25 protein-coding genes are annotated in these 26863 nt (G+C 62.5%); all 25 read left to right on the top strand.

Going from position 1 to position 26863, the window contains the following annotated elements; all coding sequences use genetic code 11:
- The first annotated feature begins 2 nt into the window (after nt 1-2).
- The 25 genes from NUW13_15390 (at nt 3) to NUW13_15270 (ending at nt 26854) form a co-directional block, all read left to right on the top strand.
- Nucleotides 3-320, top strand: a complete 318-nt coding sequence (locus NUW13_15390; GenBank protein MCR4440404.1) for a YbaB/EbfC family nucleoid-associated protein — start codon at nt 3-5, stop codon at nt 318-320.
- Nucleotides 321-341: 21 nt separating this feature from the next.
- Nucleotides 342-938, top strand: a complete 597-nt coding sequence (gene recR / locus NUW13_15385; protein MCR4440403.1) for a recombination mediator RecR — start codon at nt 342-344, stop codon at nt 936-938.
- A 54-nt stretch (nt 939-992) separates the two neighbouring features.
- On the top strand, nt 993-1565 hold the full coding sequence (locus tag NUW13_15380; protein MCR4440402.1) for a 2-oxoacid:acceptor oxidoreductase family protein: 573 nt from the start codon (nt 993-995) through the stop codon (nt 1563-1565).
- Nucleotides 1562-1846 carry a pyruvate synthase subunit PorD gene (porD, locus tag NUW13_15375; GenBank protein MCR4440401.1) on the top strand — a complete coding sequence of 95 codons (285 nt, stop codon included), beginning with the start codon at nt 1562-1564 and terminating at the stop codon, nt 1844-1846. The genes NUW13_15380 and porD overlap by 4 nt, the downstream gene beginning before the upstream one ends.
- A gap of 15 nt (nt 1847-1861) precedes the next feature.
- On the top strand, nt 1862-3049 hold the full coding sequence (gene porA / locus NUW13_15370; protein ID MCR4440400.1) for a pyruvate ferredoxin oxidoreductase: 1188 nt from the start codon (nt 1862-1864) through the stop codon (nt 3047-3049).
- A gap of 29 nt (nt 3050-3078) precedes the next feature.
- Nucleotides 3079-4014: a thiamine pyrophosphate-dependent enzyme gene (locus tag NUW13_15365; protein ID MCR4440399.1), complete on the top strand. Its 936-nt coding sequence runs from the start codon at nt 3079-3081 to the stop codon at nt 4012-4014.
- Nucleotides 4015-4034: 20 nt separating this feature from the next.
- Complete coding sequence (gene pgsA / locus NUW13_15360; protein MCR4440398.1) at nt 4035-4661, top strand: CDP-diacylglycerol--glycerol-3-phosphate 3-phosphatidyltransferase; 627 nt, start codon at nt 4035-4037, stop codon at nt 4659-4661.
- A complete protein-coding gene (locus tag NUW13_15355) occupies nt 4658-5104 on the top strand; it encodes a phosphatidylglycerophosphatase A (GenBank protein MCR4440397.1) in 447 nt (148 codons plus the stop codon). Before pgsA ends, NUW13_15355 begins: the two co-directional genes overlap by 4 nt.
- A gap of 123 nt (nt 5105-5227) precedes the next feature.
- Nucleotides 5228-6502, top strand: a complete 1275-nt coding sequence (locus tag NUW13_15350) for a competence/damage-inducible protein A (protein ID MCR4440396.1) — start codon at nt 5228-5230, stop codon at nt 6500-6502.
- Nucleotides 6503-6511: 9 nt separating this feature from the next.
- A complete protein-coding gene (gene thpR, locus NUW13_15345; protein ID MCR4440395.1) occupies nt 6512-7081 on the top strand; it encodes an RNA 2',3'-cyclic phosphodiesterase in 570 nt (189 codons plus the stop codon).
- Between the two features lie 18 nt (nt 7082-7099).
- On the top strand, nt 7100-8161 hold the full coding sequence (recA, locus tag NUW13_15340; GenBank protein MCR4440394.1) for a recombinase RecA: 1062 nt from the start codon (nt 7100-7102) through the stop codon (nt 8159-8161).
- A gap of 15 nt (nt 8162-8176) precedes the next feature.
- A complete protein-coding gene (locus NUW13_15335) occupies nt 8177-8854 on the top strand; it encodes a RecX family transcriptional regulator (protein MCR4440393.1) in 678 nt (225 codons plus the stop codon).
- Between the two features lie 35 nt (nt 8855-8889).
- The gene (gene alaS / locus NUW13_15330) at nt 8890-11529 is read left to right on the top strand and encodes an alanine--tRNA ligase (protein MCR4440392.1); all 2640 of its coding nucleotides are present in this window, start codon (nt 8890-8892) and stop codon (nt 11527-11529) included.
- Nucleotides 11526-12272 carry a geranylgeranylglyceryl/heptaprenylglyceryl phosphate synthase gene (locus tag NUW13_15325; protein ID MCR4440391.1) on the top strand — a complete coding sequence of 249 codons (747 nt, stop codon included), beginning with the start codon at nt 11526-11528 and terminating at the stop codon, nt 12270-12272. Before alaS ends, NUW13_15325 begins: the two co-directional genes overlap by 4 nt.
- A gap of 39 nt (nt 12273-12311) precedes the next feature.
- A complete protein-coding gene (locus tag NUW13_15320) occupies nt 12312-12887 on the top strand; it encodes a rubrerythrin family protein (protein ID MCR4440390.1) in 576 nt (191 codons plus the stop codon).
- Nucleotides 12888-12922: 35 nt separating this feature from the next.
- The gene (locus NUW13_15315) at nt 12923-13714 is read left to right on the top strand and encodes a hypothetical protein (protein ID MCR4440389.1); all 792 of its coding nucleotides are present in this window, start codon (nt 12923-12925) and stop codon (nt 13712-13714) included.
- A gap of 10 nt (nt 13715-13724) precedes the next feature.
- Complete coding sequence (locus tag NUW13_15310) at nt 13725-14327, top strand: D-sedoheptulose 7-phosphate isomerase (protein MCR4440388.1); 603 nt, start codon at nt 13725-13727, stop codon at nt 14325-14327.
- A gap of 72 nt (nt 14328-14399) precedes the next feature.
- The gene (locus tag NUW13_15305) at nt 14400-16496 is read left to right on the top strand and encodes a BatA domain-containing protein (protein ID MCR4440387.1); all 2097 of its coding nucleotides are present in this window, start codon (nt 14400-14402) and stop codon (nt 16494-16496) included.
- A complete protein-coding gene (gene hflX, locus NUW13_15300; protein MCR4440386.1) occupies nt 16493-17812 on the top strand; it encodes a GTPase HflX in 1320 nt (439 codons plus the stop codon). The genes NUW13_15305 and hflX overlap by 4 nt, the downstream gene beginning before the upstream one ends.
- Nucleotides 17809-19482: a hypothetical protein gene (locus NUW13_15295; protein MCR4440385.1), complete on the top strand. Its 1674-nt coding sequence runs from the start codon at nt 17809-17811 to the stop codon at nt 19480-19482. Before hflX ends, NUW13_15295 begins: the two co-directional genes overlap by 4 nt.
- Nucleotides 19483-19485: 3 nt before the next feature.
- On the top strand, nt 19486-20796 hold the full coding sequence (locus NUW13_15290) for a bifunctional folylpolyglutamate synthase/dihydrofolate synthase (GenBank protein MCR4440384.1): 1311 nt from the start codon (nt 19486-19488) through the stop codon (nt 20794-20796).
- 259 nt (nt 20797-21055) lie between these two features.
- Complete coding sequence (gene ugpC / locus NUW13_15285) at nt 21056-22162, top strand: sn-glycerol-3-phosphate ABC transporter ATP-binding protein UgpC (GenBank protein ID MCR4440383.1); 1107 nt, start codon at nt 21056-21058, stop codon at nt 22160-22162.
- 197 nt (nt 22163-22359) lie between these two features.
- Nucleotides 22360-23607, top strand: coding sequence for a transcription termination factor Rho (rho, locus tag NUW13_15280; protein ID MCR4440382.1), 1248 nt, complete (start codon nt 22360-22362; stop codon nt 23605-23607).
- A 67-nt stretch (nt 23608-23674) separates the two neighbouring features.
- Nucleotides 23675-24529, top strand: a complete 855-nt coding sequence (locus NUW13_15275) for a hypothetical protein (protein MCR4440381.1) — start codon at nt 23675-23677, stop codon at nt 24527-24529.
- Between the two features lie 150 nt (nt 24530-24679).
- Nucleotides 24680-26854: a hypothetical protein gene (locus NUW13_15270; GenBank protein MCR4440380.1), complete on the top strand. Its 2175-nt coding sequence runs from the start codon at nt 24680-24682 to the stop codon at nt 26852-26854.
- Nucleotides 26855-26863: the final 9 nt, after the last annotated feature.

Raw genomic sequence — 26863 nt, 5'->3', positions numbered from 1 at the left:
AGATGGGCCTCGGCGGCCTGCTGAAGCAAGCGCAGAAGATGCAGGAGCAGATGCAGCGGGCACAAGAGGAGCTGGCTGCCTTGCGGGTGGAGGGGACAGCCGGTGGCGGCATGGTCAAGGCCGTGGTCACGGGCAAGTACGAGGTCGTCGAAGTCAAGATCGACCCCGAGGTGGTCAACCCCGAGGACGTCGAGATGCTCGAGGACCTGGTTGTCGCCGCGCTGAATCAGGCTTTCCAGAAGGTGCAGGAAAGGGCTGCCGAGGAGATGAGCAAGGTGACTGGCGGCTTAGGGTCCAACCTGTTACCGGGGCTCATGTAGCGCCCCCGGGGAGTGTTCTCTGTGCTATACCCTTCTGAGGCGGTAGAGAGAGCCATTACCCAGCTGTCGCAACTTCCGGGGATTGGTCGCAAGTCCGCGCAGCGCATTGTCTTCTATCTGCTAAAAGTGCCGGCCGACGAGGTGCGCGTGTTGGCCGAGTCGCTGGTCAGGCTTAAGGAGCGGGTGAGTCGCTGCTCCATCTGCTGCAGCATCACCGAGCAGGACCCCTGTGCCATCTGCAGCGATCCCAAGCGCGACCAGCGCGTCATCTGCGTGGTCGAAGAGGCCAACGACGTGCTGGCCCTGGAGCGCACGCACGAATACCACGGCCTGTACCACGTGCTGGGAGGCGCACTTTCGCCGCTGGATGGGATAGGGCCGGAACATCTGAAAGTGAAAGAGCTCATCACCCGCTTGCACCCGCCAGTGGAGGAGGTCATTTTGGCGAGCAACCCCAATGCGGAAGGCGAAGCAACCGCCCTCTACTTGCTCAAGCTTATCCAGCCCTTGGGCATCAAGGTGACGCGTATTGCGCGCGGCATCCCGATGGGGGTGGACCTGGAATACGCCGACGAGATTACCTTGACCAAAGCCTTGGAGGGGAGAACTGCGTTGTAGAGGGCAAGAGCGCATGGCTCACCAGGCGAGAGTTTGTGGTAGGAGGACTGTGACGTGGCACGGATGATCGAAGTGCGCTGGCATGGACGAGGAGGACAAGGGGCTAAGACGGCGGCACAGCTCCTGGCCGAGGCTGCCATCGAGGAAGGGAGCTACGGTCAGGCCTTTCCCGAGTATGGGCCGGAGCGGACAGGTGCGCCAGTGCGGGCCTACACGCGGATTTCCGATGCCCCGATAATCCTGCATAGCCCGGTCAAGCGGCCGTCGATTGTGATGGTGCTTGACCAGACCCTTCTGGACACCGTGGATGTGACCGAGGGGATGCCCGAAGACGGCACCCTCATCGTCAACACTCCGCAGACGCCGGAGCAAATCCGCAAGCGGCTGAATCTGACCGGGCGCAAAATCATCACGCTGAACGCGTCGCAGATTGCGCAAGAGACCATTGGGCGGCCGATTCCGAACACCGTCATGTTGGGCGCATTTCTGCGTGCCACCGGCATGTTGGAATTGGACACCGTGGTGGCCGACATCGAACACAAGTTCGCCCGCAAATTCAGTCGGGAGATCAGCGAGGCCAACGTCAAGGCGATCAAGCGCGCGTATCAGGAGGTGCAGATAGGATGAGCCTGAAGAGCTGGAAAGAACTTGCCACCGGCGGGGTGATTGTGGAGGCCGGTAACGCCGCGACCTACAAGACGGGCTCCTGGCGTGCCTTTAAACCCCTGTGGAAGGAAGAGCGCTGCATCCACTGTCTCTTTTGCTGGATTTACTGCCCGGAGCCGGCGGTGAAAGTGGAGGGGGGCAAGATGAAGGGGTTCGATTATGACTATTGCAAGGGGTGTGGCATCTGCGCCAAAGAGTGCCCCGAGAAAGCCAATGCCATCGAAATGGTGCCGGAGTTCTAGTTGCGAGGAGAAAGAATGGCTCAGATTGTTGCCCTCACGGGAAACGAGGCCGTTGCGGAGGCGATGCGGCAGATCAACCCCGACGTGGTGGCAGCCTATCCTATCACTCCGCAGACAGAGTTGATGCACAAATTCGCCGAGTTTCACGCCGATGGCCTGGTGGATACCGAGCTGGTCCTGGTGGAGTCCGAACACAGCGCCATGAGCGCCTCTGTGGGCGCCGCAGCTGCCGGCGCCAGGGCCATGACCGCCACCAGTGCCAACGGCTTGGCCCTGATGTGGGAGATCGTCTACATCGCAGCCTCGCTGCGCCTGCCGATCGTGATGGCCGTGGTCAATCGCGCCCTCAGCGGCAACATCAACATTCACTGCGACCACTCGGACACCATGGGCTGCCGCGACTCCGGGTGGATTCAGCTCTTCTCCGAGAACGCGCAGGAGGCCTACGACAACGCCATCATGGCGGTCAAGATCGCGGAGGATCGCCGCGTGCTGCTGCCGGTGATGGTCACGCTGGACGGCTTTATCATCAGCCACACGGTGGAGCGTTTGGAGATCCTGCAAGATCAGCAGGTCAAGGACTTCGTAGGCGAGTACCGGCCCGAGCGCTACCTTCTCGACGTCGACCACCCGTTTACGGTAGGACCCCTGGACTTGCAGGACTATTACTTTGAGCACAAGCGCCAGGAGATTGAGGCCGAAGAAAATGCACTGCCGGTCATCGAGGAGGTGTCGCGCGCCTACAGCACCCTCTGCGGCAGGGGCTATGACCTGATCGAAGAGTACCGCATGGAGGATGCAGATCGCGCCGTGGTGGCCATGGGCTCCACCTGCGGCACGGCCAAGGTCGTCGTCGACCAGTTGCGAGAGCAAGGAGAAGCGGTCGGCTTGCTCAAGGTGCGCTGCTACCGCCCGTTCCCGTATGACCGGATTGTGGCGGCGCTCGCCAAGGTCAAGGCGGCGGCAGTGCTCGATCGCGCGGTTTCCTTTGGCGCCAAAGGTGGCTCGTTATACGGCGATGTGCGCTCCGCCTTGTTCAGTAACAACGGCCACTACCCCGTGAAGGTGATTGACTACATCTACGGCCTGGGCGGACGCGATTTGGAGGAGGAACACCTGTACAAGGCTTTCGCTGATTTGAAACGCATCGTGCAGACCGGCCGGGTGGAATTTGAGGTTGGCTACTTGGGACTCCGCGAGTAGCGAACAGGCGTATGGACGAGGTGTGAGATATGGCGACCATCAAAGAGCTTGCACAGAGAGGAGATAAGCTATCCCCTGGGCATCGTGCCTGTGCTGGCTGCGTGCCGATTATTGCTTTCCATCAGGTGCTGCGCTCGGCCCAGGGACATGTCGTGTGCGGCTGTGCAACCGGCTGCATGGAGGTGGTGACCACCATCTTCCCCTACACGGCCTGGAAGGTGCCTTTTATCCATAACGCCTTCGAGAACGTGGCAGCCACCATCAGCGGTGTGGAGGCCGCTTATCGTGCCCTGAAGCGCAAGGGGCGAGTGGGCAAGGACATCAGGTTCATCGCCTTTGGCGGAGATGGCGGCACCTATGACATCGGTCTGCAGGCCCTTTCCGGGGTTTTGGAGCGCGGCCACAGCATGCTCTACGTCTGCTATGACAATGAAGCCTACATGAACACCGGCATCCAGCGCTCCAGTGCTACGCCCTTTGCTGCCGATACAAAGACCGCCCCGGCAGGCAAGGTGCACAAGGGGAAGAAGCAGTTCCCCAAGAACCTGACCGAGATCGTCATCGCGCACAATGTGCCGTATGCCGCGCAGGCCAGCGTCAGCCACTGGAAGGACCTGAACCGCAAGGTGGAGCGGGCATTGGCAGTGGAGGGGCCGACGTTCATCAATGTTCTGGCCCCCTGTCCGCCCGGATGGCGGTTTCCGCAAGAACTGGGTATCGAGATGGCTCGTCTGGCCGTGGAGACCTGTTTCTGGCCGTTGTACGAGTACGATCATGGCGCGCGCATCTTGAACTATCGCCCGAAGGAGAAACTACCCCTCAGCGAGTGGACGAAGCACCAGGGGCGGTTCCGTCATCTGCATCGCGCCGAGAACGCGCACCTTTTGGCCGCAGCTCAGGAAGAGGTGGATCGGCGGTGGGAGCTGTTGGTGCGCATGTGCGAGCAGAGCGCTGGTCAGAAGTGACCTAAACTCGGCGGGGCCCTATGACGCTTGCCAACGGTTTGACGCTGTTGCGCATCGCCCTCACACCACTTTTTGTCGCTCTGATCTTGGGCGAGAACCTGGTCAGTCTCTACGCGGGGTGCACGATCTTCGTGGTAGCCTCGCTCACGGACCTCTATGACGGCTACGTTGCTCGCCGTTTTGGCGCGGTGAGCACATGGGGCAAGTTCCTTGACCCTCTTGCCGACAAGATCCTCATCACGGCTGCCTTGATCTGCCTGGCGATCCTCGGCTACGTGGCCGTGTGGATGGTGGTGGTGATTGCGGTGCGCGACGCGCTCATCACCGGGCTCCGCTCTTATGCCATGTGGAAGAGACAGCCGGTGGTCACCATGGGGCTGGCGCGGGTGAAGACTGCTGCTCAGGCGGGGGCCGTATACGCGGTGATGGCATTCCTGCTGGCAGAGCGTACCTTGGCTGCGCGGCCATCGGCGCTGCGCGTGCTGGAGGCGGTCCACCGCCTCGGCCTCCTGGACAAGCTCATGTTCGTGGTCACCTGCTTGACTGTGACCACGGGCATCCTCTATCTTGTGGACAACCGCGCGCATGTGCGCCAGGCGGTTGGGGCTATGCTGCGCGCCCTTCTGCCGCGTGGGGTGCGCGCGTGAGTTTCCTCAGCAGGCTCTGCGCCACCGGCCTCTACACCGGGTTTTCGCCTGTGGCACCCGGCACCGTGGGGAGCGCGCTGGCACTGATCCTGGCCGTGGTCCTGCCACACCCCGGGGTCCTGGGTGGTGCACTCGCGTTGCTTGTGCTTGTGCCGCTTGGGGTGGTCACGGCGACGCGCGCCGAGCAGGCCTATGGGCACGATGCCTCGCGGATCAACATCGATGAGATCGCCGGGATGGCCCTTTCGCTGGTTGGCCTGCCGAGGACTTTCGTCGTGTACGGGGCGGCTTTCCTGGTCTTCAGGGCGTTAGATGTGCTCAAGCCTTTTCCGGTTGATGAGCTCCAGGAACTGCCCGGTGGCTGGGGCGTAATGGCCGATGACCTCATGGCCGGCCTTTACACGTGCATAGGGCTGCATGTGGCGCTCAAGATGTTTGGCTGAGCGACGGCAACAGACAACAGTGTGGATGTCGGACAAGGTGGGTTGAGCCGGAACAGAAAACTCACCTTTGTTTTTTCTTGGAGAATTGCTTATATTTCAAAGTGGCAAAGCGCCGAGCAGGGCATGAAGCAGGGCAAGCGAATAGTGGCCGAGCTGGTGACCGTCGGCGACGAGTTGTTGGCCGGGCGTGTAGCCAATGGCAATGCGCAGTTCCTGGCGCGCGCCCTGAGAGAGGTCGGCGTGGCCACCCAGTGGATGACCACGGTGGGTGACGACCCAGAGCAGATGCGCGACGCGTTTTCGCGAGCCCTGGGCCGCGCCCAGGTGGTGGTCATCGCTGGTGGTTTAGGCCCGACGCCCGATGACCTGACCAGAGAGGTGGTCGCGGAGCTTCTGGGTGTGCCACTGGTGGTGGACGAAGAAGCCGTGGTTGCTATACGCGCGCGCTTTGCTACCCGCGGCTTGCGCATGAGCGCCAACAACGAGCGTCAGGCGCAGATTCCCCGTGGTGCCACGGTGCTGCGTAACCCCTTAGGAACCGCGCCGGGGTTCATGTTCCGCTGGCAGGAGGTGAGCGGCTTTGCGCTCCCCGGCGTGCCGGCGGAGATGCGGGCGATGGTCGAACAGGAGGTCCTCCCCCGCTTGCAAGGGCTGGCCGGCGGCTGGAGCGTGGTTGAGCTTGTCGTGCGCACCACGGGGATCCCAGAGTCGACCCTTGCGGAGCGGCTGAGCGGGGTGGGCCAAGGGGAGGAGGTTCGCCTCGCCTACCAGGCCGGCAGCATAGGGGTGGATGTGCGCCTGACTGCTGAGGGACCGGATCGCGATGCCTGTCGGCGCGCGGTGGAGCACGCCGCCGAGATGGTGCGCCAGAAGGCGGGGGAGTTCATCTATGGCACGGACAACCGCCGGCTGGAAGAGGCAGTGGGCGAGCTCCTGAACAGTGCTGGTAAGAGCATTGCCGTGGCGGAATCGTGCACTGGCGGCCTGGTCGCCCACCGCCTGACCAATGTCTCTGGCAGCTCGGCCTATTTTGAGCGCGGGGTCGTTGCCTACAGCAACCAGGCCAAGGTGGAACTGCTGGGCGTGGCGGAGGAGCTAATCGCGCGCCATGGAGCCGTGAGCCCGGAGGTGGCACAAGCCATGGCAGAGGGCGTCCGCCGTGTGGCGAAGACCGACCTCGGCCTCTCCACCACCGGGATTGCCGGGCCGACAGGCGGGACGCCGACCAAGCCGGTGGGGCTGGTCTACATAGGCTTTTGTGACGGCACGCAGAGCCTGTGCAAGCGGTGCCTTTTTCCTTTCGATCGTCTGGCCAATAAGGAGCGCGCGGCCGCGGCGGCACTGGACATGGTACGACGGCATCTCCTTGGCTGGCCGCTCCTCAACGAAGAAATTTGAGAGGTGGTCTTGGGGAAGGTTCGCACGTTCATCGCCATCGACATTCCGGAGGCGCAAAAGGAGCAGATCGCGCAGCTTCAGGCCACTCTCCGCCGCGTGGGCGGGCGGATTAGCTGGACGCGCCCGGAAGGCATCCACCTGACCCTCAAGTTCCTCGGGGACGTCGACCAGGAACAGATCCCTATGGTTGCAGAGGCGGTGGCACGGGCTTGCCGGCAGGTTGCGCCCTTTGAGGTGAGCATTGCGGGGGTGGGCGCCTTCCCCAATTTTCGGCAACCTCGCGTGTTGTGGGTGGGCATCCAGGAGCCGACCGGCCGGCTGAAGGCCCTGGCGCACGCCATCGAAGAAGAGCTCCGCCCACTGGGCTTTCCGCCGGAAGGGCGGGACTTTTCGCCGCATCTGACCCTGGGTCGGGTGAAGGACCCTCGGGGCGTGGCGCCCGTGGTGCGCGCCATGCAGCAAGCCGGCTTTGCGGGGGGCACATTCCCGGCCCGCGAGGTCAGAGTCATGAAGAGCGAGCTCAAACCGACAGGGGCGGAGTACACAGCGCTGCACCACATTGCACTATCGTCTCACTAACAAAGGTGGGGCTGACAGATGACTGACCAAAAGAGCGAAAAGGAGCGGGCGCTGGAACTGGCGCTGTCGCAGATCGAACGCCAGTTCGGCCGCGGCTCGGTGATGCGTCTTGGGGAAGAAAGGGCACGTGTCAAGATCGAGGCCATCTCCACCGGCGCCTTGTCCCTGGACGCGGCTATCGGCATCGGGGGCATCCCGCGGGGCCGCATCATCGAGGTCTTCGGCCCAGAGTCCTCGGGCAAGACCACCCTGGCGCTGCACATGATCGCCGAGGCGCAGAAGGCAGGCGGCATCGCCGCCTTCATCGACGCAGAGCACGCGCTGGATGCCAACTACGCCCGCAAGTTGGGGGTGGACACCGACAACTTGCTCATCTCGCAGCCGGACACCGGCGAGCAGGCCCTGGAGATCACCGAAACCCTGGTGCGCAGCGGCGCGTTGGACATTGTGGTCATCGACTCGGTGGCGGCGCTGGTGCCCAGGGCGGAGATCGAGGGGGAGATGGGGGATGCCCAGATGGGGCTGCAGGCGCGCCTCATGTCGCAGGCTATGCGCAAGCTGGCCGGCTCCATCAGCAAATCCAAGACCGCCGTGGTGTTCATCAACCAGATTCGGGAAAAGATTGGCGTCATGTTCGGTAGCCCGGAGACCACCACCGGAGGGCGCGCCCTCAAGTTCTACGCATCGGTGCGGCTGGACATTCGCCGGGTTGGTTCCATCAAAGAAGGCGAGAACGTCATAGGCAACCGCACGCGCGTCAAAGTGGTCAAGAACAAGGTGGCACCCCCATTTCGGGAGGCAGAATTCGACGTCCTTTATGGCAGCGGCATCTCCCGCGTCGGCGACATTTTGGACCTGGCGGTGGAGCACAAGATCGTGGAGAAGAGCGGCACTTGGTTTTCCTTCGGCGAGGAGAAGATCGGCCAGGGCCGCGACAACGTGAAACGCTACCTTGAGCAATCGCCGGAGCTTCTGGAGAAGATTGAGCACCGCGTACGGGAGGCCTTGGGCACGCTGCCTGAGCAACAAGGGGAACCTGCCCCGGCAGCCGCCGAACGCACCTTTGGCTCCAAGAGCTAAGGGCAGGCTCGCCGCATGAAGGGGTCAGGGAAGCGGCAGATCACCGCCATCGAAATTCAGGAGCACGACCGCGCGCGCCGCAACGTCTTCCTGGACGGAGAGTTCGCTTTTGGCGTGCACCAAGAGGTGCTCTTGGAGAGCGGCTTTGGCTTAGGCGACTATCTCACCGGCCAGGACGTACGACGGCTCCTGGCGGCGGAGGAGCGCCATCAGGCCAAGCAGAAGGCCCTTCGGCTGCTGTCGGTGCGGGCGCGCAGCGAAAAGGAGCTCCGCACTCGCCTGCATCAGGCCGGGCTCGGTGAAGCTGCCGACGCCACCCTGCGCAGCCTAAGACGTGCCGGCTTGGTGGACGACCGGGAGTTTGCCTTGAGCTATGCCCGCTCACGCATTGCCACCAGGCCGTGCGGCGAGTTCCTGCTGCGCAGCGAACTGCGCGAAAAGGGGATTCCTGAAGAGCAGATCGAAGCGGCGGTGGCCGAAGCTTATCGCGAGAAAAGCCAGCGACAGTTGGCCTACGAGCTGGCCGCCAAGAAGAAGAGGCTCGTGGGCCGAGCTGAGGAGGAAAAAGCTCAGAAGCGGGTCGTGGACTTTCTCCTGCGCCGTGGCTTTGCCTGGGGGCTGGTGAACGAGATTCTGGAACGATGGGACGAGCTTTCTGCTCCCGAAGGCGGCACCGGCCAGGAAGGAACCTGACCAGTCAATAACACGAGGAGGCTGCAACGGCGTTAATGAAGGCAGCGACGGTTCGACAATCCTTTCTTGATTTCTTCCGCAGCAAGGGGCACCGCATTGTCCCCAGCGCCCCGGTCATTCCGGCAGGCGACCCCACGCTCATGTTCACCAACGCCGGGATGAACCAGTTCAAGGACGTCTTCCTCGGCGTCGGCAGCCGCGACTATGTGCGCGTGGCCAATTCGCAAAAGTGCATCCGGGTGTCCGGCAAGCATAACGACCTGGAGGAAGTCGGCCGCGACACCTACCACCACACCTTCTTCGAGATGCTGGGGAATTGGTCGTTTGGGGACTATTACAAGCGCGAGGCCATCGCTTGGGCGTGGGAGCTCCTCACCGAGGTGTGGCATTTGCCAAAGGAGCGGCTGTGGGCGACTGTTTTCCGCGACGACGATGAAGCCGCGGAGCTTTGGCCGCAGGTCACCGACATCGATCCCAGCCACGTGCTGCGCTTTGGCGAGAAGGACAATTTCTGGGAGATGGGCGACACCGGTCCTTGTGGGCCCTGTTCGGAGATCCATATCGACCGGGGGCCTGAGTACTGCGATGCTACAGCCCCAGGGCATGTCTGCGCAGTGAACGGCGGGTGCGCCCGCTTCTTGGAACTCTGGAATCTCGTGTTCATTCAATACAACCGCAACGAGGACGGCCAGTGTACCCCTTTGCCGGCCAAGCACGTCGACACCGGAGCCGGCTTGGAGCGACTGGTGGCTGTTCTGCAGGGCAAACGCTCGAACTATGACACTGACCTGTTTATGCCTCTGATCGAGGCCATCGCTGAGCTCACCGGCAAGAGGTACACTGGCGGCAGCGACGAGCAGGCGGTGGCTTTTCGCGTCATCGCCGACCATGTGCGCGCGCTGTCGTTCGCCATTGCCGATGGGGCCCTGCCCTCGAACGAAGGACGAGGCTACGTGCTACGCCGCCTGCTGCGGCGCGCAGCGCGCTTTGGCCGGGTGCTGGACATGCACGAGCCGTTCATTTTCAAAATTGTGTCGCCGCTGGTGGACTTGATGGGCGAGGCCTATCCCGAGCTGCGCGAGCGGCATCAGCATATAGCTCGTGTTATTTGTGCCGAGGAGGAAAACTTTAGCCGGACCCTGGATCGTGGCCTCAGCGAATTCGAAAAACGCGTAGAGCAGTTGCAGGCGGCTGGACAAACCGTGCTTCCGGGCGAGGACGCCTTCCGCCTGCATGATACCTATGGTTTTCCCCTGGATCTGACGCAGCTGCTAGCCCGCGAGCGAGGGCTTGTGGTCGACGTGGCAGGGTTTGAGGCGGCCATGGAAGAGCAGCGCAGCCGTTCCCGCGCCGCGGCCCAGGAGGCAGCTGTCGCCATGCCAGAGCTGGCAGGATTGCCCACCGGCGGCTCGCGCTTCGTCGGCTACGAGGAGCTGCGTACGCAAAGTACCGCCCTGTACGCGGACCCTGAGCGAGTGGTGCTGGAGGTGACGCCGTTCTACGCTGAGAGCGGCGGGCAGGTAGGCGACACTGGCTGGATCGTGGGGACCGAGGCCCGCTTTCGCGTGGAAGACACCGTGCGCAGCGGCGATCACCTCGTCCACCAGGGCCATTTCCAGGAGGGCGGACCCTTTGCGGCGGGCGCGGTCGTGGAGGCCCAGGTGGACGAAAGCCGGCGGCGAGCTACCGAGCGCAATCACACCGCCACGCACCTGTTGCACAAGGCGCTGCGCACGGTGCTGGGCGAGCATGCACACCAAGCCGGCTCTCTTGTTCATCCCGACTATCTCCGTTTCGACTTTAACCACTTCGAAAAGGTGAGCCCGGCAGATCTGGCGCGCATCGAGCAGATGGTCAACGAGGCGGTGCAGGCGAACTACCCGGTGCGTTGGCAAATTGTCCCCTTCGAGGAGGCGCGGCAACGCGGCGCGGTGGCCCTGTTCGGGGAAAAGTACGAAGAGATGGTGCGGATGCTGGAGGTGGACGACTACTCCCGTGAGCTGTGCGGCGGGACGCACGTGCGTGCCACGGGTGAGATAGGTATGTTCTACATCGTGAGCGAGTCGGCGGTGGCCGCGGGCGTGCGCCGCATTGAGGCGCTCACTGGGCAGAAGGCGGTGGAGCGTGCCCGGCACGACCGCGACCTGCTCCGCCAGGCGGCGCAGTTGCTCACCTGCCTACCCGACGAGGTGCCCGAACGCCTGGAAGGGCTCCTTCGCGAGAAGAAGGAGCTGTTGAGCGCGGTCAAGAGCCGCAAGGGAAAAGACCTCAGCGCCGTCGCAGCGCAGCTTGTGGGGCGTGCCCAGGAGGCGCAGGGGCTAAGGCTCCTGGCCGCCAGGGTCGAGGTGAATGACTTGGAGGAGTTCAAGTCACTGGCCGATGTGGTGCGCGAGCGACTGGGCTCAGGTGCGGGTGTGCTCTTCGCCAGCCTCGACGGCAAGGGCAACTTTCTCGCCGTGGTGACGGCTGACTTGGCAGACAGTGGTCGTCTCCACGCCGGCGCCCTGGTGCGCGAAGTGGGCAAGCTCACCGGCAGCGGCGGTGGCGGCGGCGCACGCATGGCCCAGGCAGGGGCAAAAGACTTGGGCAAGGTGGACGCAGCCCTGGCGGCCGTACCGGAGATCGTCGCCCGTCTCCTTACCTCTTGGACAACAGCAAGCGCGAGTGGAGCGTGAAGGTCTACGACTACCTGCTGCAGACGCGCGAGCGGCGCGGGGCTGGGTATTTGGTGCTCTTTGATCCAGACAAAGAGGACGTGGTGCAGGCAGCAGCGCGCGCCGAGCTCTGCCAGGAAGCAGGTGTGGACGCCCTGCTGGTGGGTGGCAGCCTGCTCCTCAGGCCCACGTTCGAGCAGTTGCTGCAGGAACTGAAGAGGCGCTTGACCATCCCGCTCATCATCTTCCCGGGCGGGGTGCGGCAGGTCAGTCCGCACGCGGATGCTATCCTGTTCATGTCCCTGGTCAGCGGGCGCAACGCCGAACACCTCATCGGCGACCAAGTAGTGGCGGCACCGTTGGTCAAAGCCTGCGGCATTGAGCCGATCCCCACGGCGTACCTGCTCATCGAGTCTGGTCAGACCACCTCGGCGGAGTACATGAGCAATACGCGCCCGATTCCGCGCCACAAGCCGGACATTGCTGCGGCCACGGCACTTGCCGCAGAATATTTAGGCATGAAGCTTGTCTACCTCGAGGCTGGTTCGGGTGCTGCGCATTCGGTGCCGGTGGAGATGATCAAGGTTGTGAGTTCCTGCATCACCCTGCCGGTAGTGGTGGGCGGGGGTATCACCTCGCCCGAGGAGGCGCGCGCGAAAGTGGAGGCCGGCGCGGCATTTGTGGTCACCGGCAATGTATTGGAAGGGGACAACAGCCCAAACGTGGTGCGGCGTTTTGCGCAGGCCGTCCATATGCGGGAATAGTGCGGGAAGGCGTCCGACTCAGTTTGGATAGGAGGAGATATGCCACAGCTGAAGGGAACCAAGACCGAGCGTAACCTGCTGACCGCCTTTGCCGGTGAGTCGCAGGCGCGCAACCGCTATACCTTTTTCGCCTCTCAGGCGCTCAAGGAAGGGTTCGTGCAGATTTCCAACATCTTCCTCGAGACGGCGGAGAACGAAAAGGAACACGCCAAGCGCTTCTTCAAGTTCCTGCAGGGGGGCGAGGTGGAGATTGCCGCCGCCTTTCCTGCCGGCGTGATCGGGAGCACGCTGGAGAACCTGCGTGCCGCGGCAGCAGGCGAACGCTACGAGCACAGCACCATGTATCCAGAGTTCGCCCGGGTTGCAGAGGAAGAAGGCTTCCAGGAAATTGCCGTAACTTTCAGGAAGGTCGCCGAGGTGGAGGTGGCGCACGAGCGTCGCTACCTGAAGCTGGCCGAGAATGTGGAGCGCGGTCGCGTGTTTCGCCGCGATACTCCAGTGCGCTGGAAGTGCAACAACTGCGGCTACATTCACGAGGGCAAGGAAGCACCGGAAAAGTGCCCGGCCTGTCAACATCCCCAGGCGCACTTTGAGCTCTTCGCCGAGCCGTACTGACCGGCTCCGCAGCTGGCCGGCAAAGGAAGACGCTCGTGATCGACCTGCACACGCATATCCTCCCTGGCTTTGACGACGGGGCAACCTCCTGGGAGGAGGCCCGCCAGATGCTCCTTGTGGCAGAGGAGGATGGCATCACCGATCTGGTGGCCACACCGCACATCCTGGGGCCTGGCGACGTCGGCAGGGAAACGGAGCTCAACCAGCTCTTTGCCGAGCTGTGCCGCATCAAGGAACAAGAGGGGCTGAAGCTGCGTTTGCATTTAGGAGCCGAAATCTACGCCTGCCACGAGATGCGCCTTGATCGGCACTTCCTGACGCTGGCCGGCAACGGACGGTACTTCTTAGTGGAATTTCCCATGGAGAATATTCCGCCATTTGCGGAGGTGCAGTTTTTCGATCTGATTATGGAGGGTTACAGACCAATTCTGGCGCACCCGGAGCGGAATTTGGCGATTCTCCGCGACCCTGGGCTGGCCGAGAAGTGTGTGGAAAGAGGTGTGCTCCTGCAGGTTAACTCCGGGAGCCTGCGAGGGGTGTTTGGCCCGGAGACGCGAAGGCTCGCCGAGCAGCTCCTGGACGCGCGCTTGGTGCACGTGGTTGCCAGCGATGCTCATGGTGCTAGTGCCCGTCGCCCTCGGCTGCGGGAGACCTACGCCCTTGTGGAGCGCAGGTGGGGCAAGGACGCTGCCAGCCGTCTGTTTGTTGAGAACCCGCGGCAGATACTCGCCGGCGAGGAGGTCGAGCAGGTCGAGCCGCTCTCCATGGAGCAGGTGCACACAGCATCCCTTGCCAGTCGACTGAGGCGCTTCTGGCGAGGTCACTGAGGAGAGGACTTTGCCAAGGCCTCGGCATGAGCATGTGCAACGCGTGGCGGAGCAGTGTGCCGCCAGCGCCGCCTTGATCCGGCAGCTTGCCGACGACTATGCAGAGCTGGTGGCGGAAATTGCGGAGGTCATGACCAATGCCCTCCGCCGCGAAAGCAAGATCCTGGTCTGTGGCAACGGGGGCAGTGCCGCCGATGCGCAGCATTTCGCTGCCGAAATGGTCGGTCGTTTCCGCAAGGAACGGCAGTCCCTCCCTGTGCTGGCCCTCAGCACCGACACCTCGATCCTTACGGCGGTGGGCAACGACTATGGATTCGACCAGGTCTTTCTGCGGCAAGTTGCAGCGTTTGGTGCCAAGGGCGACGTGCTGGTGGGCATCAGCACCAGTGGCAACTCCGCCAACGTGGCGCAAGCCATGCAATGGGCCCAGGCGCACGGTCTCGTCACGGTGGGCCTTTTGGGCTCAGGCGGCGGCACAATCGCCGGGAGCTGCCACTATGCCATCACCGTGCCCAGCCATGATGCGGCGCGCATTCAAGAGTGTCACGGAGTGATCATCCACACGCTGTGCGACCTGATCGAGGAGGGGCTCAGTCAGGGGTCAAGGCGATGAGCAGCACCTTCCCCGCTGTCGTGTGCGCGAGGAAGGGGGTATTCCTTTTCACGACGAGGTGATTACGCCTCGATGGTGTCTTTCCTCAATCCCACGGTTCTGATAGGCCTGGCGGCTGCGGCCATCCCGGTGCTGGTGCACCTTCTCACCCGCCACAAGGCCAAGACCATCCCTTTCAGCACGTTGGTCTTTCTGCGACAGCTGGAGCAACGCAAGTTGCGGCGCCTGAGACTGCGCCAGGTGCTCTTGTTGCTGCTGCGCACGCTGATCATCGTGGCGCTGGTTTTGGCCTTCGCGCGGCCGACGGTGCGCCTTGCTGGCGCCAATCTGCGGCCTGGGCCGTCATCCGCAGTGGTTGTGCTGGACCATTCGGCCAGCATGGCAAGGGGAAAAGGCGGAAGGACGCTAGAGGAGCTTGCTGCAGACAGGGCGCTACAAGTGACGAACCTGCTGGCTCCGGGGAGCGAGGCGTGGCTCGTCCTGCCTGGCTCACCCCCACGGCTCGCAACTGCCGGCCCTTTGAACAACTCGGCTCTGCTGGCCGAAGCCATTGCGCGGCAGGCGCCCTCCTGCGAGGCCACGGACTTAGACGGAGCCCTGCGGCTGGCACGGGAGCTGTTGCGCGCTGCCGCCCACCAGAGCAGGGAGATCTACGTGGCCTCTGACTTCCAGGCCACTGCCTTCGGCGAGGGCAAGCCCGACACCTTAGCGGTGCCGATTGTGGCACTTCCGGTGCAGGCGGACCAGGCACAGAACTTGGCGGTAGAGAGCGTCCGGCTGGTCAGCAGAATTGTTGAGCAGGGGCGCCCCGTGCAGGTGCAGGTGGTGGTGAGAAACACAGGTAGCGCCCCGCAGCGGAATAGGCTGCTGCAGCTCTTTGTGGATGGCAAGCGGGCCGCGCAGACCACCGTCGGCCTGGAGGCAGGCGAAGCCACCGCCGTGACGATGAACTTTGTGCCGCAGAGCAGCGGTTTTCTCAGTGGCAGTGTGGTAGTGGAAGACGATGGGCTGCCGCTGGACGACGAGCGGTTCTTTGTGCTGCATGTGCCGGAGAGCAGCCCTGTGTTGCTCATCGGCCAGGGGACTGGCGCCGAGCGTTTGCAGCTGGCCCTGAATCCGGCGCGCAGCGAGCGCCCCTTCTTTCAGATCACCGCGCGGCCACAGGCGGGGCTGACTGCAAACCTTGTGGCGGCGTACAAGGTCATAGTCTTGTGCAATGCGCCGCTCCTCAGCGCTGAGGACGTTCTGACGCTCCGCCGCTTCGTCGAGCAGGGCGGGGGTCTGATGATTGTACCCGGCCTGCAGACAGATCTGCGTGCGCTCAACGAGCGGCTGCTGTCAGCCCTCGGGCTGCCCCTGTTCGCGGAAATGGTGGGCGCGCTCGGAGAGGACACGCCGACCTTCGAGTTAGAGGACATCGATTACGGCCATGCGCTTTTCCAAGGGGTTTTTGACGAGAAAGAGCATCAGGTGCGTTCCCCGCGCTTTCACATCGCCCTGCGCACGCAGGGGGGCTCTTTGGATCGTCAGGTCATCATGCGCTTCGGCACCGGGGAGCCGTTCCTCTACGAGGCGCGCCTGGACAAAGGTCGTGTGCTGGTCTTCACCTCCGGCTTCGAACCGGAGTGGTCGAACATCACTGTCACCTCGCTCTTTGCTCCCTTGGTGACGCGGGCAGCGCGCCTGCTCTCTCAGCCGGAGACCTCGCAGGAGAGCGAGGTGCTGGTGGGACAGCCGATTGTGCTGAGGCTGGCGCCGGAGCAGGTCCAGGCGCAGTTGGAGCTGGCGACGCCAGACGGCACCAGGCTGGCCCTTGCGCCCGAATTCCGTCAGAACGGCTACGTGGTGGAGTTTACCCAGACCTGGCGGCCGGGCATCTACTCCCTCTTTGCGGGCGACAGCGAGTTGACACGCGTTGCCGTGAACATGGACGGAAAGGAGTCGCGTTTCCAGGCGCTCTCTGCTGCCCAGTTCCGCGAGCGCTATCCCACCGCCATCTGGGTGGACGAAGGACAGGATGTGGCGAGCAGCGTGCAGGAGGCGAGGCTGGGCAGGGAGTTGTGGCGGCCGTTGGCCTTGTTGGCACTCGGCCTCATGATTGCCGAGATGGCGCTGTACAGAGAGAAGGGCGAGGTCATCGACGAACCTCCACAGGAGGCGAGGGTTTGAACCGTCTGGTAACACATGCCCCCCCACGACGGGAGCGGGCCATCATCGTGGGATTGGTCACACGCTCCACCTATCGCTGGACAGCCGAGGAGTTTCTCGACGAGCTGGCCTTGTTGGCAGATACGGCAGGGGCGGAGGTGGTGGGCAGAGTGCTCCAGGAGCGCAGCGAGATCGACCCCGCCTACTTCATTGGCCGCGGCAAGGTCAGGGAGCTGCGCGCCATGGTCAAGCAGCAGCAGGCGAACCTCATCCTGTTTGACGACGATCTCAGCCCGGCGCAGGTGCGCAACATAGAGAGAGACTGTGGTGTGCGGGTGGTGGATCGCAGCGGGTTGATTTTGGACATCTTCGCGCGGCGGGCGCGCACCCGGGAAGCCAAGACGCAGGTGGAACTGGCCCAGCTTGAGTACCTCCTGCCCCGACTCACCCGGCAGTGGACCCATCTCTCCCGCCAGGAGGGGGGCATCGGGCTGCGCGGACCGGGGGAGACCCAGTTGGAGATCGACCGGCGCCAGATCAGGCGGCGCATCAACTTCCTGCGCCAGGAGCTTGAAAAGATTCACCGCCAGCGAGCCATTCGCGGCAAGCACCGCGAGGAGCTGTTTCAGGTAGCCCTCGTCGGCTACACCAACGTGGGCAAGTCCACCATTCTCAACGCGCTCACGCGGGCCGAGGTCCTGGTGGAGGATCGCCTCTTCGCCACCTTGGACCCCACGGTGCGCGTCATGGACAGCGACGGGCGGCGCACCGTGGTGCTCATCGACACGGTGGGATTCATCCGCAAACTGCCCCACCATCTGGTGGCTTCGTTTATGAGCACTTTGCAGGAGTCAATGGCTGCCGACCTGTTGGTGCACGTGGTGGATGTGAGCCATCCCCAACTGGCCGAGCAGATGGACACGGTGCGGGAGGTGCTCCGTTCCCTCAACGTGTTGGACAGGCCCATCTTGACCGTTTTCAACAAGGTGGATCGTCTCACGGACACTGGCCTCCTTCCTGGTCTGCTGGAGACACACCGTCCCAGCATCGCAGTGTCTGCCACCCGGGGCATTTTCATGGAGCGCCTGCGGGAGGAAATCCTGCGCTTCGCTGAGCAGAGGCTCATCGACTTCGAGCTGCAGGTTCCCGCGAAGGATAGTCGGCTCGTGGCAAAGCTCTATGCCCTAGCCGAGGTGCTGGAGGCGGATTACCAGGATGGGCAGGTGCTGGTGAAGGCACGGGCCACCCGAGCGAGCCTGGAGAGAATTCGTCGGCTGGCGCACGGCTGGGGCCGAGCCACTGAGGAGTACTCTTCGAAGGGAGAAGAAGACTCATGAGGTCCTGTGTATTTCGGCAGTCGCCCATCCGGTGGGCCGTCATCGCGGCGGGGGCGTTTTTTCTGCTGCCAGGCCTGCCCGCTGGTGCGCAGCAGGTGCGAATCCGCGGCACGAACACCAGCTATGCCCCGGGCGACTGGGTCACCTACTCGGTGCTTCGTTACGTCAACGACGCGGCAGTGGGTGATCAGCACGTCTATTTTGGCACGACCGGAGGCGTGGCGCCCTTCGATCGCTTCCGCAGCCGGTGGGAATACCCCTGGACGGTGAGCAACGGCTTGGCGGACAACAACGTGCTGTGCGTGGGCTATGACTTTACCACCGGGCTGCTCTGGTGCGCCACTGGGGTCTCCGTGGCCTACCTGCAGCCGGCGGCGCAGGTGTGGTCGAACTTCTTCTACGACGAGATGGGCGTGGCCGGCGGGGACAGAGTCCTTTCCATTGGCTTTGTGGGCGACCGGGTCTGCTTGGAGACCGAAGACGGGCAGCATTTTGTGGGCAGCGTTTCGGGATTTGCTCCCAGCGCGGCGCCACCGCCTGAGGAGGTGGTCTGGTTTGGGCGAAGGGCACCGCGTCAAAGGCTGCCCCACTTCTTTGCCGAGGTGGGCCTGTTCTACGACGACCGCGGAACGCTGCAGGATACCAACCTCCGCCAGTTCCCCCTCACATGCTGGGCGACTGACCCGTGGCAGTTGCTGTGGATCGGCTCCTGGGGCCTGGGCGCCGGCAAGGGCGACCTGAAAAGCTACCGCCTCACCATGCTCCCCTTGGGCCTCTGCCAACGGGACGCCAGGATCGTCGCCCGACGCGGCAACGAATTCTGGATCGGTGGTCCAGACGAAGAGCAGATTTCCGGGGTCACCGCCTGGGATGGGGCGGACTCCTGGCTCTACTACGAGCCGCGCCTCTTGACTGGTTTCCGGAGCGCCCGGGTGCGGGCCATCGCCCTGTACGACCGCGAGGTATGGCTTGGCACCGAGCAAGGGCTCGTCTGGTTCGAGCGGGCGCGCCAGTACTGGAAGACCTTCGGCAAGACGGAGCTCTTGCCAGACGAGTGGGTGAACGATGTGCTGGTAGACTCGCTCTATGTGTGGGCGGCCACGCAACGTGGGGTGACCCGCCTGGTGCGTGCCACTCTGCGCACGGATTCGCTGGTTGCGCAACTGGTGCAGTGGCCGGCCCTAGGGGACGTCCCGGTCTACGACCTGGAACGCACCCACAACCTCATGTGGATGGGGACCGAGTACGGCATCTACGTCTATGACTGCGCCCGCGACTCTGGAGGCTTCTACAACGCGCCGGAGGGGCCTGTCAATTGCACGGTGACGGCAGTGACAAGCTGCGGCAACGAGGTCTGGTTCGGCACGACAGAGTCCATCGAGGCCTTTGACATGCACACCCGCACTTGGATGCGCCCGCCTGCCCGCCTGGTACATACCGGTGCGCGCGTCAATCGCATCGCTGCCGACACCAGCACCGTCTGGGCCAGCACGGACAAGGGCGTGCTCAAGTACGACCGCAAGCACAAGCGCTGGCGCCTGTTCACCGTGGAGGACGGCCTGCCCAGCAACGAAGTGTTCTCCATCTGCCTTGATGGTGACTATGTGTGGTTCGGCACGCGCAACGGTCTCACCCGTTTCTATTGGAACAGCCCGCACAGGATCGACTAACCCATGGGGGAGAGAATTCCCTTCGAAGGACGTCAGGACAGACGCCGCCAGGAGCTCATTGAGTACCTGTTCGGTTTGCATCGCTTCGGCATGCGTCTGGGGCTGGAGCGTATCGAGGCACTGCTCGCACGCCTTGGCGAGCCGCAGCGGCGCTTTGCCAGCGTGCACGTGGCCGGCACTAATGGCAAGGGGTCGACCGCGGCAGCTTTGGCCTCCATTCTGAGAAAGGCGGGGCTGCGCACGGGCCTGTATACTTCCCCGCACCTGGTGCGACCCGAGCAGCGCATTGCCATCGACGGCGCGCCTATTGCCTGCGAGGAGTTTGTGGAGCTTGTCGCGCGCGTTCGCCCCCTGGTGGAGGAGTTAGGTGCCACGTTTTTTGAGGCCATCACCGCCATGGCCTTCCTCTACTTTGCCGAACGTCAGGTGGATGTGGCGGTCGTGGAGGTGGGCCTCGGGGGCAGGCTCGATGCCACCAACGTGCTTCGCCCTTTGCTGAGCCTGATCACGAGCATTGACCTGGACCATGTGGAACATTTGGGCGCGACAGTGAGAGACATAGCCCAAGAGAAGGCGGGCATCATCAAGCCGGGCGTGCCGTGCCTGACCTCTGCGGCCCATCCCGAAGCGCTGGGGGTGCTGCGTACGGTGGCGGCCTCGCGGAGGGCGCCTTTCCACACCGTGAGCGAGCTCTTCCGCGTGACCGACGTGGAACTGGGGCAGGAGGTAACCACTTTCTCGCTGGTGAATGAACAGGTGGCCTTCCGAGGGTTGCGCAGCCCGCTGGTGGGCGAGCATCAGCTGAGCAACTGCGCGTTGGCGGTGAGCGCTGCCCACTACCTTTCGCGCCAGGAACCACGGATTACCGCTTCAGCCATTCGCACTGGCCTGGAGGGCATGCGCTGGCCGGGCAGACTGCAGAAGATTGCCGAGCGCCCAACAACGCTCGTTGACGTGGCGCACAACCCCGCGGCCATGCGCTGCATAGCCTCGGCGCTGGGATTGTTCGCCTTCCGGCGCCTGCTGGTGGTAATGGGGGTCATGCGCGACAAGGACTATCAGGCGATGGTGGCTGCCATCGCGCCTGTTGTCTCCGTGGCAATTGCCGTGGCCCCGGCGACCAGCCGCGCCCTGCCTGGTCCAGAGCTGGCGGCGGCCTTTCGGGCCCACGGCGTGTACACGCATGAGGCCGACTCGCCTTGGGCAGGGGTGGCACTTGCTCGTCGCCTGGCAAATGCCGAAGACCTGGTGCTTTGCACAGGCTCCCACTACACGGTGGGAGAGGTACTGGCAGCTGTAGAGCAAGGGCACTGAGCGTAACAGGGCCAGGCGGAGCGGGTGATCCTCGTGCGGGACAGGAGAAGATACCGGCAGCGCGAACGCGGCTGGGTGGAGATTGTTAAGGCCGCGAAACAAAATGCTTGACAATGTGGGGATTGTTTCCTATCTTTTAACGCTTTCTGGTGCGGCAGCCCTGTTCCCTACATTCCCGCTAAATGTCCTCTTACGCCAAAGACCCGAGCGCGTGAGCGATCCTATGTGTCTCGACACACTAATCCGGAGCTAAATAATCATGGCAAGGGTGGAGCTTAAGGAGGTTACCAAGGTATTCGAGAAAAAAGTGGTGGCGGTGGACAGAGCCACTTTTGTCGCCGAGGATAAGGAATTTGTGGTACTGGTGGGCCCCTCTGGTTGCGGCAAGTCCACGACCCTACGGATGATCGCGGGATTGGAGGAGGTGACCGAGGGCGAGATCTACATCGGCGAGCGCTTGGTCAACGATGTGCCTCCCAAGGACCGCGACATCGCCATGGTCTTCCAGAACTATGCCCTGTACCCGCACATGACGGTCTACCAGAACATGGCCTTTGGGCTGAAACTGCGCAAGTACCCGAAGAAGGAAATCGAACAGCGAGTGCACGAGGCCGCAGAGATTCTGGGCATCAAGGACCTTTTGGACAGGAAGCCCAAGGCGCTTTCCGGCGGCCAGCGGCAGCGTGTGGCAGTGGGCAGGGCAATCGTGCGCAAGCCGAAGGTCTTTCTGTTCGACGAGCCGCTTTCCAACCTGGATGCGAAGATGCGGGTGCAGATGCGCGCCGAGCTCTCCAAACTCCATGGCCGTTTGGAGACCACCATGATCTACGTGACCCACGACCAGGTGGAAGCGATGACCATGGGGGACAAGATTGTGGTGATGAAGGACGGGGTGATTCAACAGATTGCCGACCCGTTGACACTGTACAATCGCCCCAAGAACAAGTTTGTGGCGGGGTTCATCGGCAGTCCGGCGATGAACTTTTTCGAAGGGCGCATCATTCAACAGGATGGGCTGTGGTTCGATGCGGTCGCCGTGCGCCTCCGCATTCCGCCTGCTTTCCTGCCCGCCCTCAAATCCTACCTGGATCGCGAGATGATCTTCGGTATCCGTCCTGAGGACATCCACCTGAGCGAGTATGCCGAGCACGTGCGCGAGGCTTCCAAGGCGGCCTGCACCGTCGAGGTGGTCGAGCCGATGGGCAACGAGATCTTTCTTTACTTGAGTTGTGGGCGCAACTCAATGGTGGCCAGAATCCCGGCGCGCCGAGAACCCGCCGTGGGCGAAAGGATGGACGTTGTCTTTGACATGAGCAAGGTCCACTTCTTTGACAAGAACACAGAGGAGGCTGTCGCCCAGAGTTAGCAATCAGTTCCCGTCGTGTCGCGTCAAGCGTCCAATACCTTCTGTTTTCCACATCCGAGCGTACAATGTCCCGGTCGTGCAAAGGGAGCGGTGTGACCAGCACCTGCCCTTCACAGACTGTTGCCGTTTGTGGGTGGCCCCATGGCAACGTAGGGAGAGAAATCTGTTAAGTTCACCTTAATCATGGAGACTGCTGTATGGACATTGCCCAACTGAAAGCGATGAAGATTGGCGAGCTGGTGAAGCTCGCCCAGGAGATGCAAATCTCCGGTTGTACCAACATGCGCAAACAAGAGCTCATCTTCTGCATCTTGGAGGAGCAGACCAAACGCGAAGGTCTGATCTTCGGCGAGGGGGTGCTCGAGGTGCTGCCCGATGGGTACGGGTTCCTGCGTTCCCCGGACTACAACTACTTGCCAGGACCCGACGACATCTACGTGTCGCCGTCGCAGATCAAGCGCTTCGGGCTGCGTACTGGCGATACCGTGTCCGGGCAGATCCGCCCGCCGAAGGAGAACGAGCGCTTCTTTGCCTTGCTGAAGGTGGAAGCGGTGAATTTCGAGAATCCGGACCTTGCCAAGAGCAACATGCTCTTCGACAACCTGACGCCCCTCTACCCGATAGAGCGGATCCGGCTGGAGACTTCCCCTACCGACTACTCCATGCGCATCATGGACCTGCTGACCCCCATTGGCAAGGGACAGCGTGGCCTCATCGTTGCGCAGCCCAAGACCGGCAAGACCACTCTGCTGCAGAAGGTTGCCAACAGCATCACCACCAACCATCCGGAGATCAAGCTCATCGTGCTGCTCATCGATGAGCGCCCTGAGGAAGTCACCGACATGGAGCGTTCGGTGAAGGCGGAGGTCATCAGCTCCACCTTCGACGAGCCGGCGGAGCGCCACGTGCAGGTAGCCGACATGGTCTTGGAAAAGGCCAAGAGGCTGGCCGAGTACGGACACGATGTGGTCATCCTGTTGGACAGCATCACGCGGCTGGCGCGTGCCCATAACGCCGTGGTGCCGCACAGCGGCAAGATCCTGTCCGGCGGCGTTGACGCCAATGCGCTCCACAAGCCGAAGCGCTTCTTCGGAGCGGCGCGCAATATCGAAGAAGGCGGCAGCCTCACGGTCATCGCCACCGCGCTCATCGACACCGGCTCGCGCATGGACGAGGTGATTTTCGAAGAGTTCAAAGGCACCGGCAACATGGAGCTGGTGCTGGACCGTCGTCTCTCCGACAAGCGGGTGTTCCCGGCAATCGACATCAACAAGTCCGGGACGCGCAAGGAAGAGCTCCTCCTCACCCCGCAGGAGCTTAATCGGGTTTGGATCTTGCGCAAGGTTCTGGCTGAGCTGTCGGTGACCGAGGCCATGGAGTTCTTGTTGGAAAAGATGCGCGGCACCAAATCCAACAAGGAATTCCTCGAGTCGATGAGCACGTGAGAGTGTCGCCGTTGTCCACCTTCCGTCTCGTACGCCGCTGTCGCCGGCAAGTCACATGAGGAGCCCAGTGAAGGTCCACTTAGTGCTTGCCGCCATGGTATGGTGTCTGGTGCTGGTGGCGGTGTTCAATGGGCTGTGCGACCGCACGCCAGGCGAGCCCCAGGAATATGTCACTCCGCGCGGAGAACGGGCCCTCCTGCACGGCAGCGGCCTCTATCGATTTGATCCTGCGCCGCTGGCCATAGAGGGGATGGTGTGGGACGCGGCGAATATGGCCGTGGCTTTGCCGCTCCTGGCCCTGTCCATTATTGCAGCTTGGCGGGGTTCCTTGCGCGGCAGAGTGCTGTTGGCAGGCCTGCTCTTCTATTTCTTCTACACCTACTTCCAGCTGTTCACCACGTACGTCTTCAATCGCATGTTCCTCGTCTATGTGGGCGTGGTGGCATTGAGCGGAGTTGCCTTCTTCCTCACTCTCGGCGCTATCGAGGTGCCGCAGCTTGCCGCCCACGTCCACCCGGGGTTCCCGCGGCGGCTGTTCATCGGATTCGCCTTTGCGGTGTGCCTGCTCCTTGTGGTGCTGTGGATGGCGCGCATCGTGCCGATCATGAAGAGCGGCCGCTTCCCGCCTGAGCTCGCAGGTTTGACAACCCTGACTACACAAGGTTTTGACTTGGGGCTCGTGGTACCGCTGTTCCTGTGCACGGGGATTCTCCTGCTGCGCAGGTCTGCGTGGGGCTACCTGCTCACAGGGGTTTGCCTGGGCTACGCCTTGGTGATGAGCGTCACGCTGCCGGCCTGGATCGTCTATCCGATGGTGAAGCAAGGCAGCCTGCGGCTTGTTGAGGCAATACCGTTCGGCACGATCAGCCTTGTCGGCATCACCCTGGCGGCGCTTTTCTTTCTGCACCTCCGCGAGGAGTGACGAAGGTTCAAAAAATGTGCTTGACTTCTGCCGGCGGAAGTCCTATATTAGGCCAGCAAGAAATGGCGGCAAAGCTGAAGCTGCGCAATTGTCTGAGCTGCCGATCGGGCCCGTTGATGCACACGCAGTGAAACCCAAGGCCGTGGGCGCATGGAGCGAAAGCTCAACCTCCAATTCCTAATCGCCGCGCTGGTGGGGCTCATCTCCGTGCCTGCAGCAGGGCAGCACCCACTCCGCCCTTCGGACTTGCCCTTGGGCAAGGTGACGGTCGACGATTACTGGCATTTCCACAATGTGGGCAACCTCGGCCTGACGGTGACCAACTATGGCGTGCTGGGGCAAGGGTACCTCGTCGCCCTCAAGGACCAGCCCTCGTGCCAGTACAAGCTGCATTCGCGTCTGGACAAAGAGCGCATCGAGCACTTTTCCTATGCAGGCCTATGGGTGGGTGGCATCGGCGGCGCGCAGGGGGAAGACAAGACCCTCGTTTCCACAGCCATCGTGGACGGAGTCTTCCGGTACGGCGAAGAGGGCTTTGAATTCACCACTTCCCCAGATGAGGGCGACACCATCCGCGTGCGCTCCACCATCATCACCTCACCGCACTTTGATCCTTCGGCCATTTCCCATCAGGACTTTGTCTGCGATTTTACCGATCGGAACACGCGTGTACCGGGCGCGCAGATCGAGATTCTGGGGCACACGCCCTTCGGGATCGACGTGCACTTAGAATCTTATGCCTGGAACTATTCGTTTGCTGATGCCTTCGTCATCCTCAACTATACAATCAAGAACGTCTCGCGGTATCCCATTGAGCAGATATATGTGGGGCTGTGGGTGGATGCCTCGGTGGCCAACATGAATTACACCAGCCGCTACGAGCCAGGCGGCGGGTTTACCTGGTACGACAACCTCAACGGCTTCGACGAAGCGTACAACATGGCCTACCAGTACGACGCCGACGGTGACAACGGCTATGCCGAAAGCTATCTGGGCATCCGCGCCTTGGGGGCTTCGGTTCCGAGAGCGGCTTACCGGGTGAATTACAACCAGTGGAAGTGGGCCACCGCCACCAATGTTGACTTCCCGGACTATTTCATGCCGCGCAATGACGAAGAGCGCTACCAAAAGATGGCGACCACGCCACCGCCGCCACTGCCCAATAGACCCGACAGCTGGATGATCCTCCTTTCGATGGGCCCTCTTGGCGATCTCGCCCCTGGTGACTCGGTGAATGCGGTATTCGCAGTGGTGTGTGGATTCTGGGGGCCAGGAGATGCGGACAGTCCGGAGCGGCGCAAGAACCTCCGTCTCAACTCCGACTGGGCACAGATTGCCTACAACGGCGAGGACGTGGACGGCGACGGCCGCCTGGACACGACCAATGAGGACGTCAACGGCAATGGCATCCTGGACCCTGGCGAAGACCTTGACGGGGATGGCCATTTAGATATTGACGAGGATGTCTACCACAATCCGCAGCGGGGGATCTACGCGCACAACGGCAGATTGGATCGCTACATCCTGCCGTCGCCGCCCCCTTCGCCGCGCCTGCTGGTGGTGCCCGGACGGGGGCGCGTGGAGCTTTACTGGGACAACCTCCCGGAGCTTACCGAGGACCCCATTACCCGCGAAATCGACTTTGAGGGCTACCGCGTGTACAGTTCCCCCAAGACGCGCGGCAGCCAGGAGGAGTTCTCCCTGCTGGCCCAGTTTGACCTCAAGAACAATCTCGGCTACGACACAGGGCTGGATCTCATTCGCCACGATACCCTCATCGACGGCAGGCAGTACCACTATCGGTTTGTCAATGAGATGTTGCACGACGGGTGGCCAGATCGCTACTTCTACAGCGTCACGGCCTTTGACCGCGGCAACCCGGTGAACAACCTGCCAAGTCTGGAGAGCTCCGTATATGAGAATCTCACCTACGTCATTCCTGGCACGCCGCCGAGTGAGGAGGAGCTCAAGGTTTACGTCTATCCGAACCCCTACCGCGGTAGCGCCCTTTGGGATGGCACCGGGGAGCGACAAAGGTTGATCTGGTTTGCCAATCTCCCCCTCGAAGCAACCATTCGCATCTACACCTTGGCCGGGGACCTCGTGGATGAGATCCACCATGATGGGCGGCGGTACGCAGGCCAGGACGTGGCGCGCCTTGCCGCGACCGCCGGACGCAAGGACATCAAGTTCCCCGGAGGCCTGCACGCCTGGGACTTGATTACGCGCAACGACCAGGCAATCGCCTCCGGTCTCTACCTGTACACCGTTGAGGACAAGAAGACGGGAAGAATCTTCACGGGCAAGTTCTTGGTGATAAAATGAATGTGGGCC

The sequence above is a fragment of the candidate division KSB1 bacterium genome (assembly GCA_024655945.1).
Taxonomy (GTDB): domain Bacteria; phylum Zhuqueibacterota; class Zhuqueibacteria; order JANLFK01; family Oleimicrobiaceae; genus Oleimicrobium.
The sequence above is the reverse complement of the archived record's forward strand: the minus strand, read 5'-3'. Positions and strand labels throughout refer to the sequence as shown.

What these genes read in the sequence shown, in the direction of transcription:
- porD (MCR4440401.1), top strand. Translation starts at nt 1,562, where the DNA reads ATGAGCCTGAAGAGCTGGAAAGAACTTGCCACCGGCGGGGTGATTGTG.
- ugpC (MCR4440383.1), top strand. Translation starts at nt 21,056, where the DNA reads ATGGCAAGGGTGGAGCTTAAGGAGGTTACCAAGGTATTCGAGAAAAAA.
- recA (MCR4440394.1), top strand. Translation starts at nt 7,100, where the DNA reads ATGACTGACCAAAAGAGCGAAAAGGAGCGGGCGCTGGAACTGGCGCTG.
- rho (MCR4440382.1), top strand. Translation starts at nt 22,360, where the DNA reads ATGGACATTGCCCAACTGAAAGCGATGAAGATTGGCGAGCTGGTGAAG.
- NUW13_15335 (MCR4440393.1), top strand. Translation starts at nt 8,177, where the DNA reads ATGAAGGGGTCAGGGAAGCGGCAGATCACCGCCATCGAAATTCAGGAG.
- NUW13_15350 (MCR4440396.1), top strand. Translation starts at nt 5,228, where the DNA reads ATGAAGCAGGGCAAGCGAATAGTGGCCGAGCTGGTGACCGTCGGCGAC.
- NUW13_15305 (MCR4440387.1), top strand. Translation starts at nt 14,400, where the DNA reads ATGGTGTCTTTCCTCAATCCCACGGTTCTGATAGGCCTGGCGGCTGCG.
- pgsA (MCR4440398.1), top strand. Translation starts at nt 4,035, where the DNA reads ATGACGCTTGCCAACGGTTTGACGCTGTTGCGCATCGCCCTCACACCA.
- NUW13_15320 (MCR4440390.1), top strand. Translation starts at nt 12,312, where the DNA reads ATGCCACAGCTGAAGGGAACCAAGACCGAGCGTAACCTGCTGACCGCC.
- porA (MCR4440400.1), top strand. Translation starts at nt 1,862, where the DNA reads ATGGCTCAGATTGTTGCCCTCACGGGAAACGAGGCCGTTGCGGAGGCG.
- NUW13_15270 (MCR4440380.1), top strand. Translation starts at nt 24,680, where the DNA reads ATGGAGCGAAAGCTCAACCTCCAATTCCTAATCGCCGCGCTGGTGGGG.
- NUW13_15390 (MCR4440404.1), top strand. Translation starts at nt 3, where the DNA reads ATGGGCCTCGGCGGCCTGCTGAAGCAAGCGCAGAAGATGCAGGAGCAG.
- NUW13_15290 (MCR4440384.1), top strand. Translation starts at nt 19,486, where the DNA reads ATGGGGGAGAGAATTCCCTTCGAAGGACGTCAGGACAGACGCCGCCAG.
- alaS (MCR4440392.1), top strand. Translation starts at nt 8,890, where the DNA reads ATGAAGGCAGCGACGGTTCGACAATCCTTTCTTGATTTCTTCCGCAGC.
- NUW13_15365 (MCR4440399.1), top strand. Translation starts at nt 3,079, where the DNA reads ATGGCGACCATCAAAGAGCTTGCACAGAGAGGAGATAAGCTATCCCCT.
- NUW13_15295 (MCR4440385.1), top strand. Translation starts at nt 17,809, where the DNA reads ATGAGGTCCTGTGTATTTCGGCAGTCGCCCATCCGGTGGGCCGTCATC.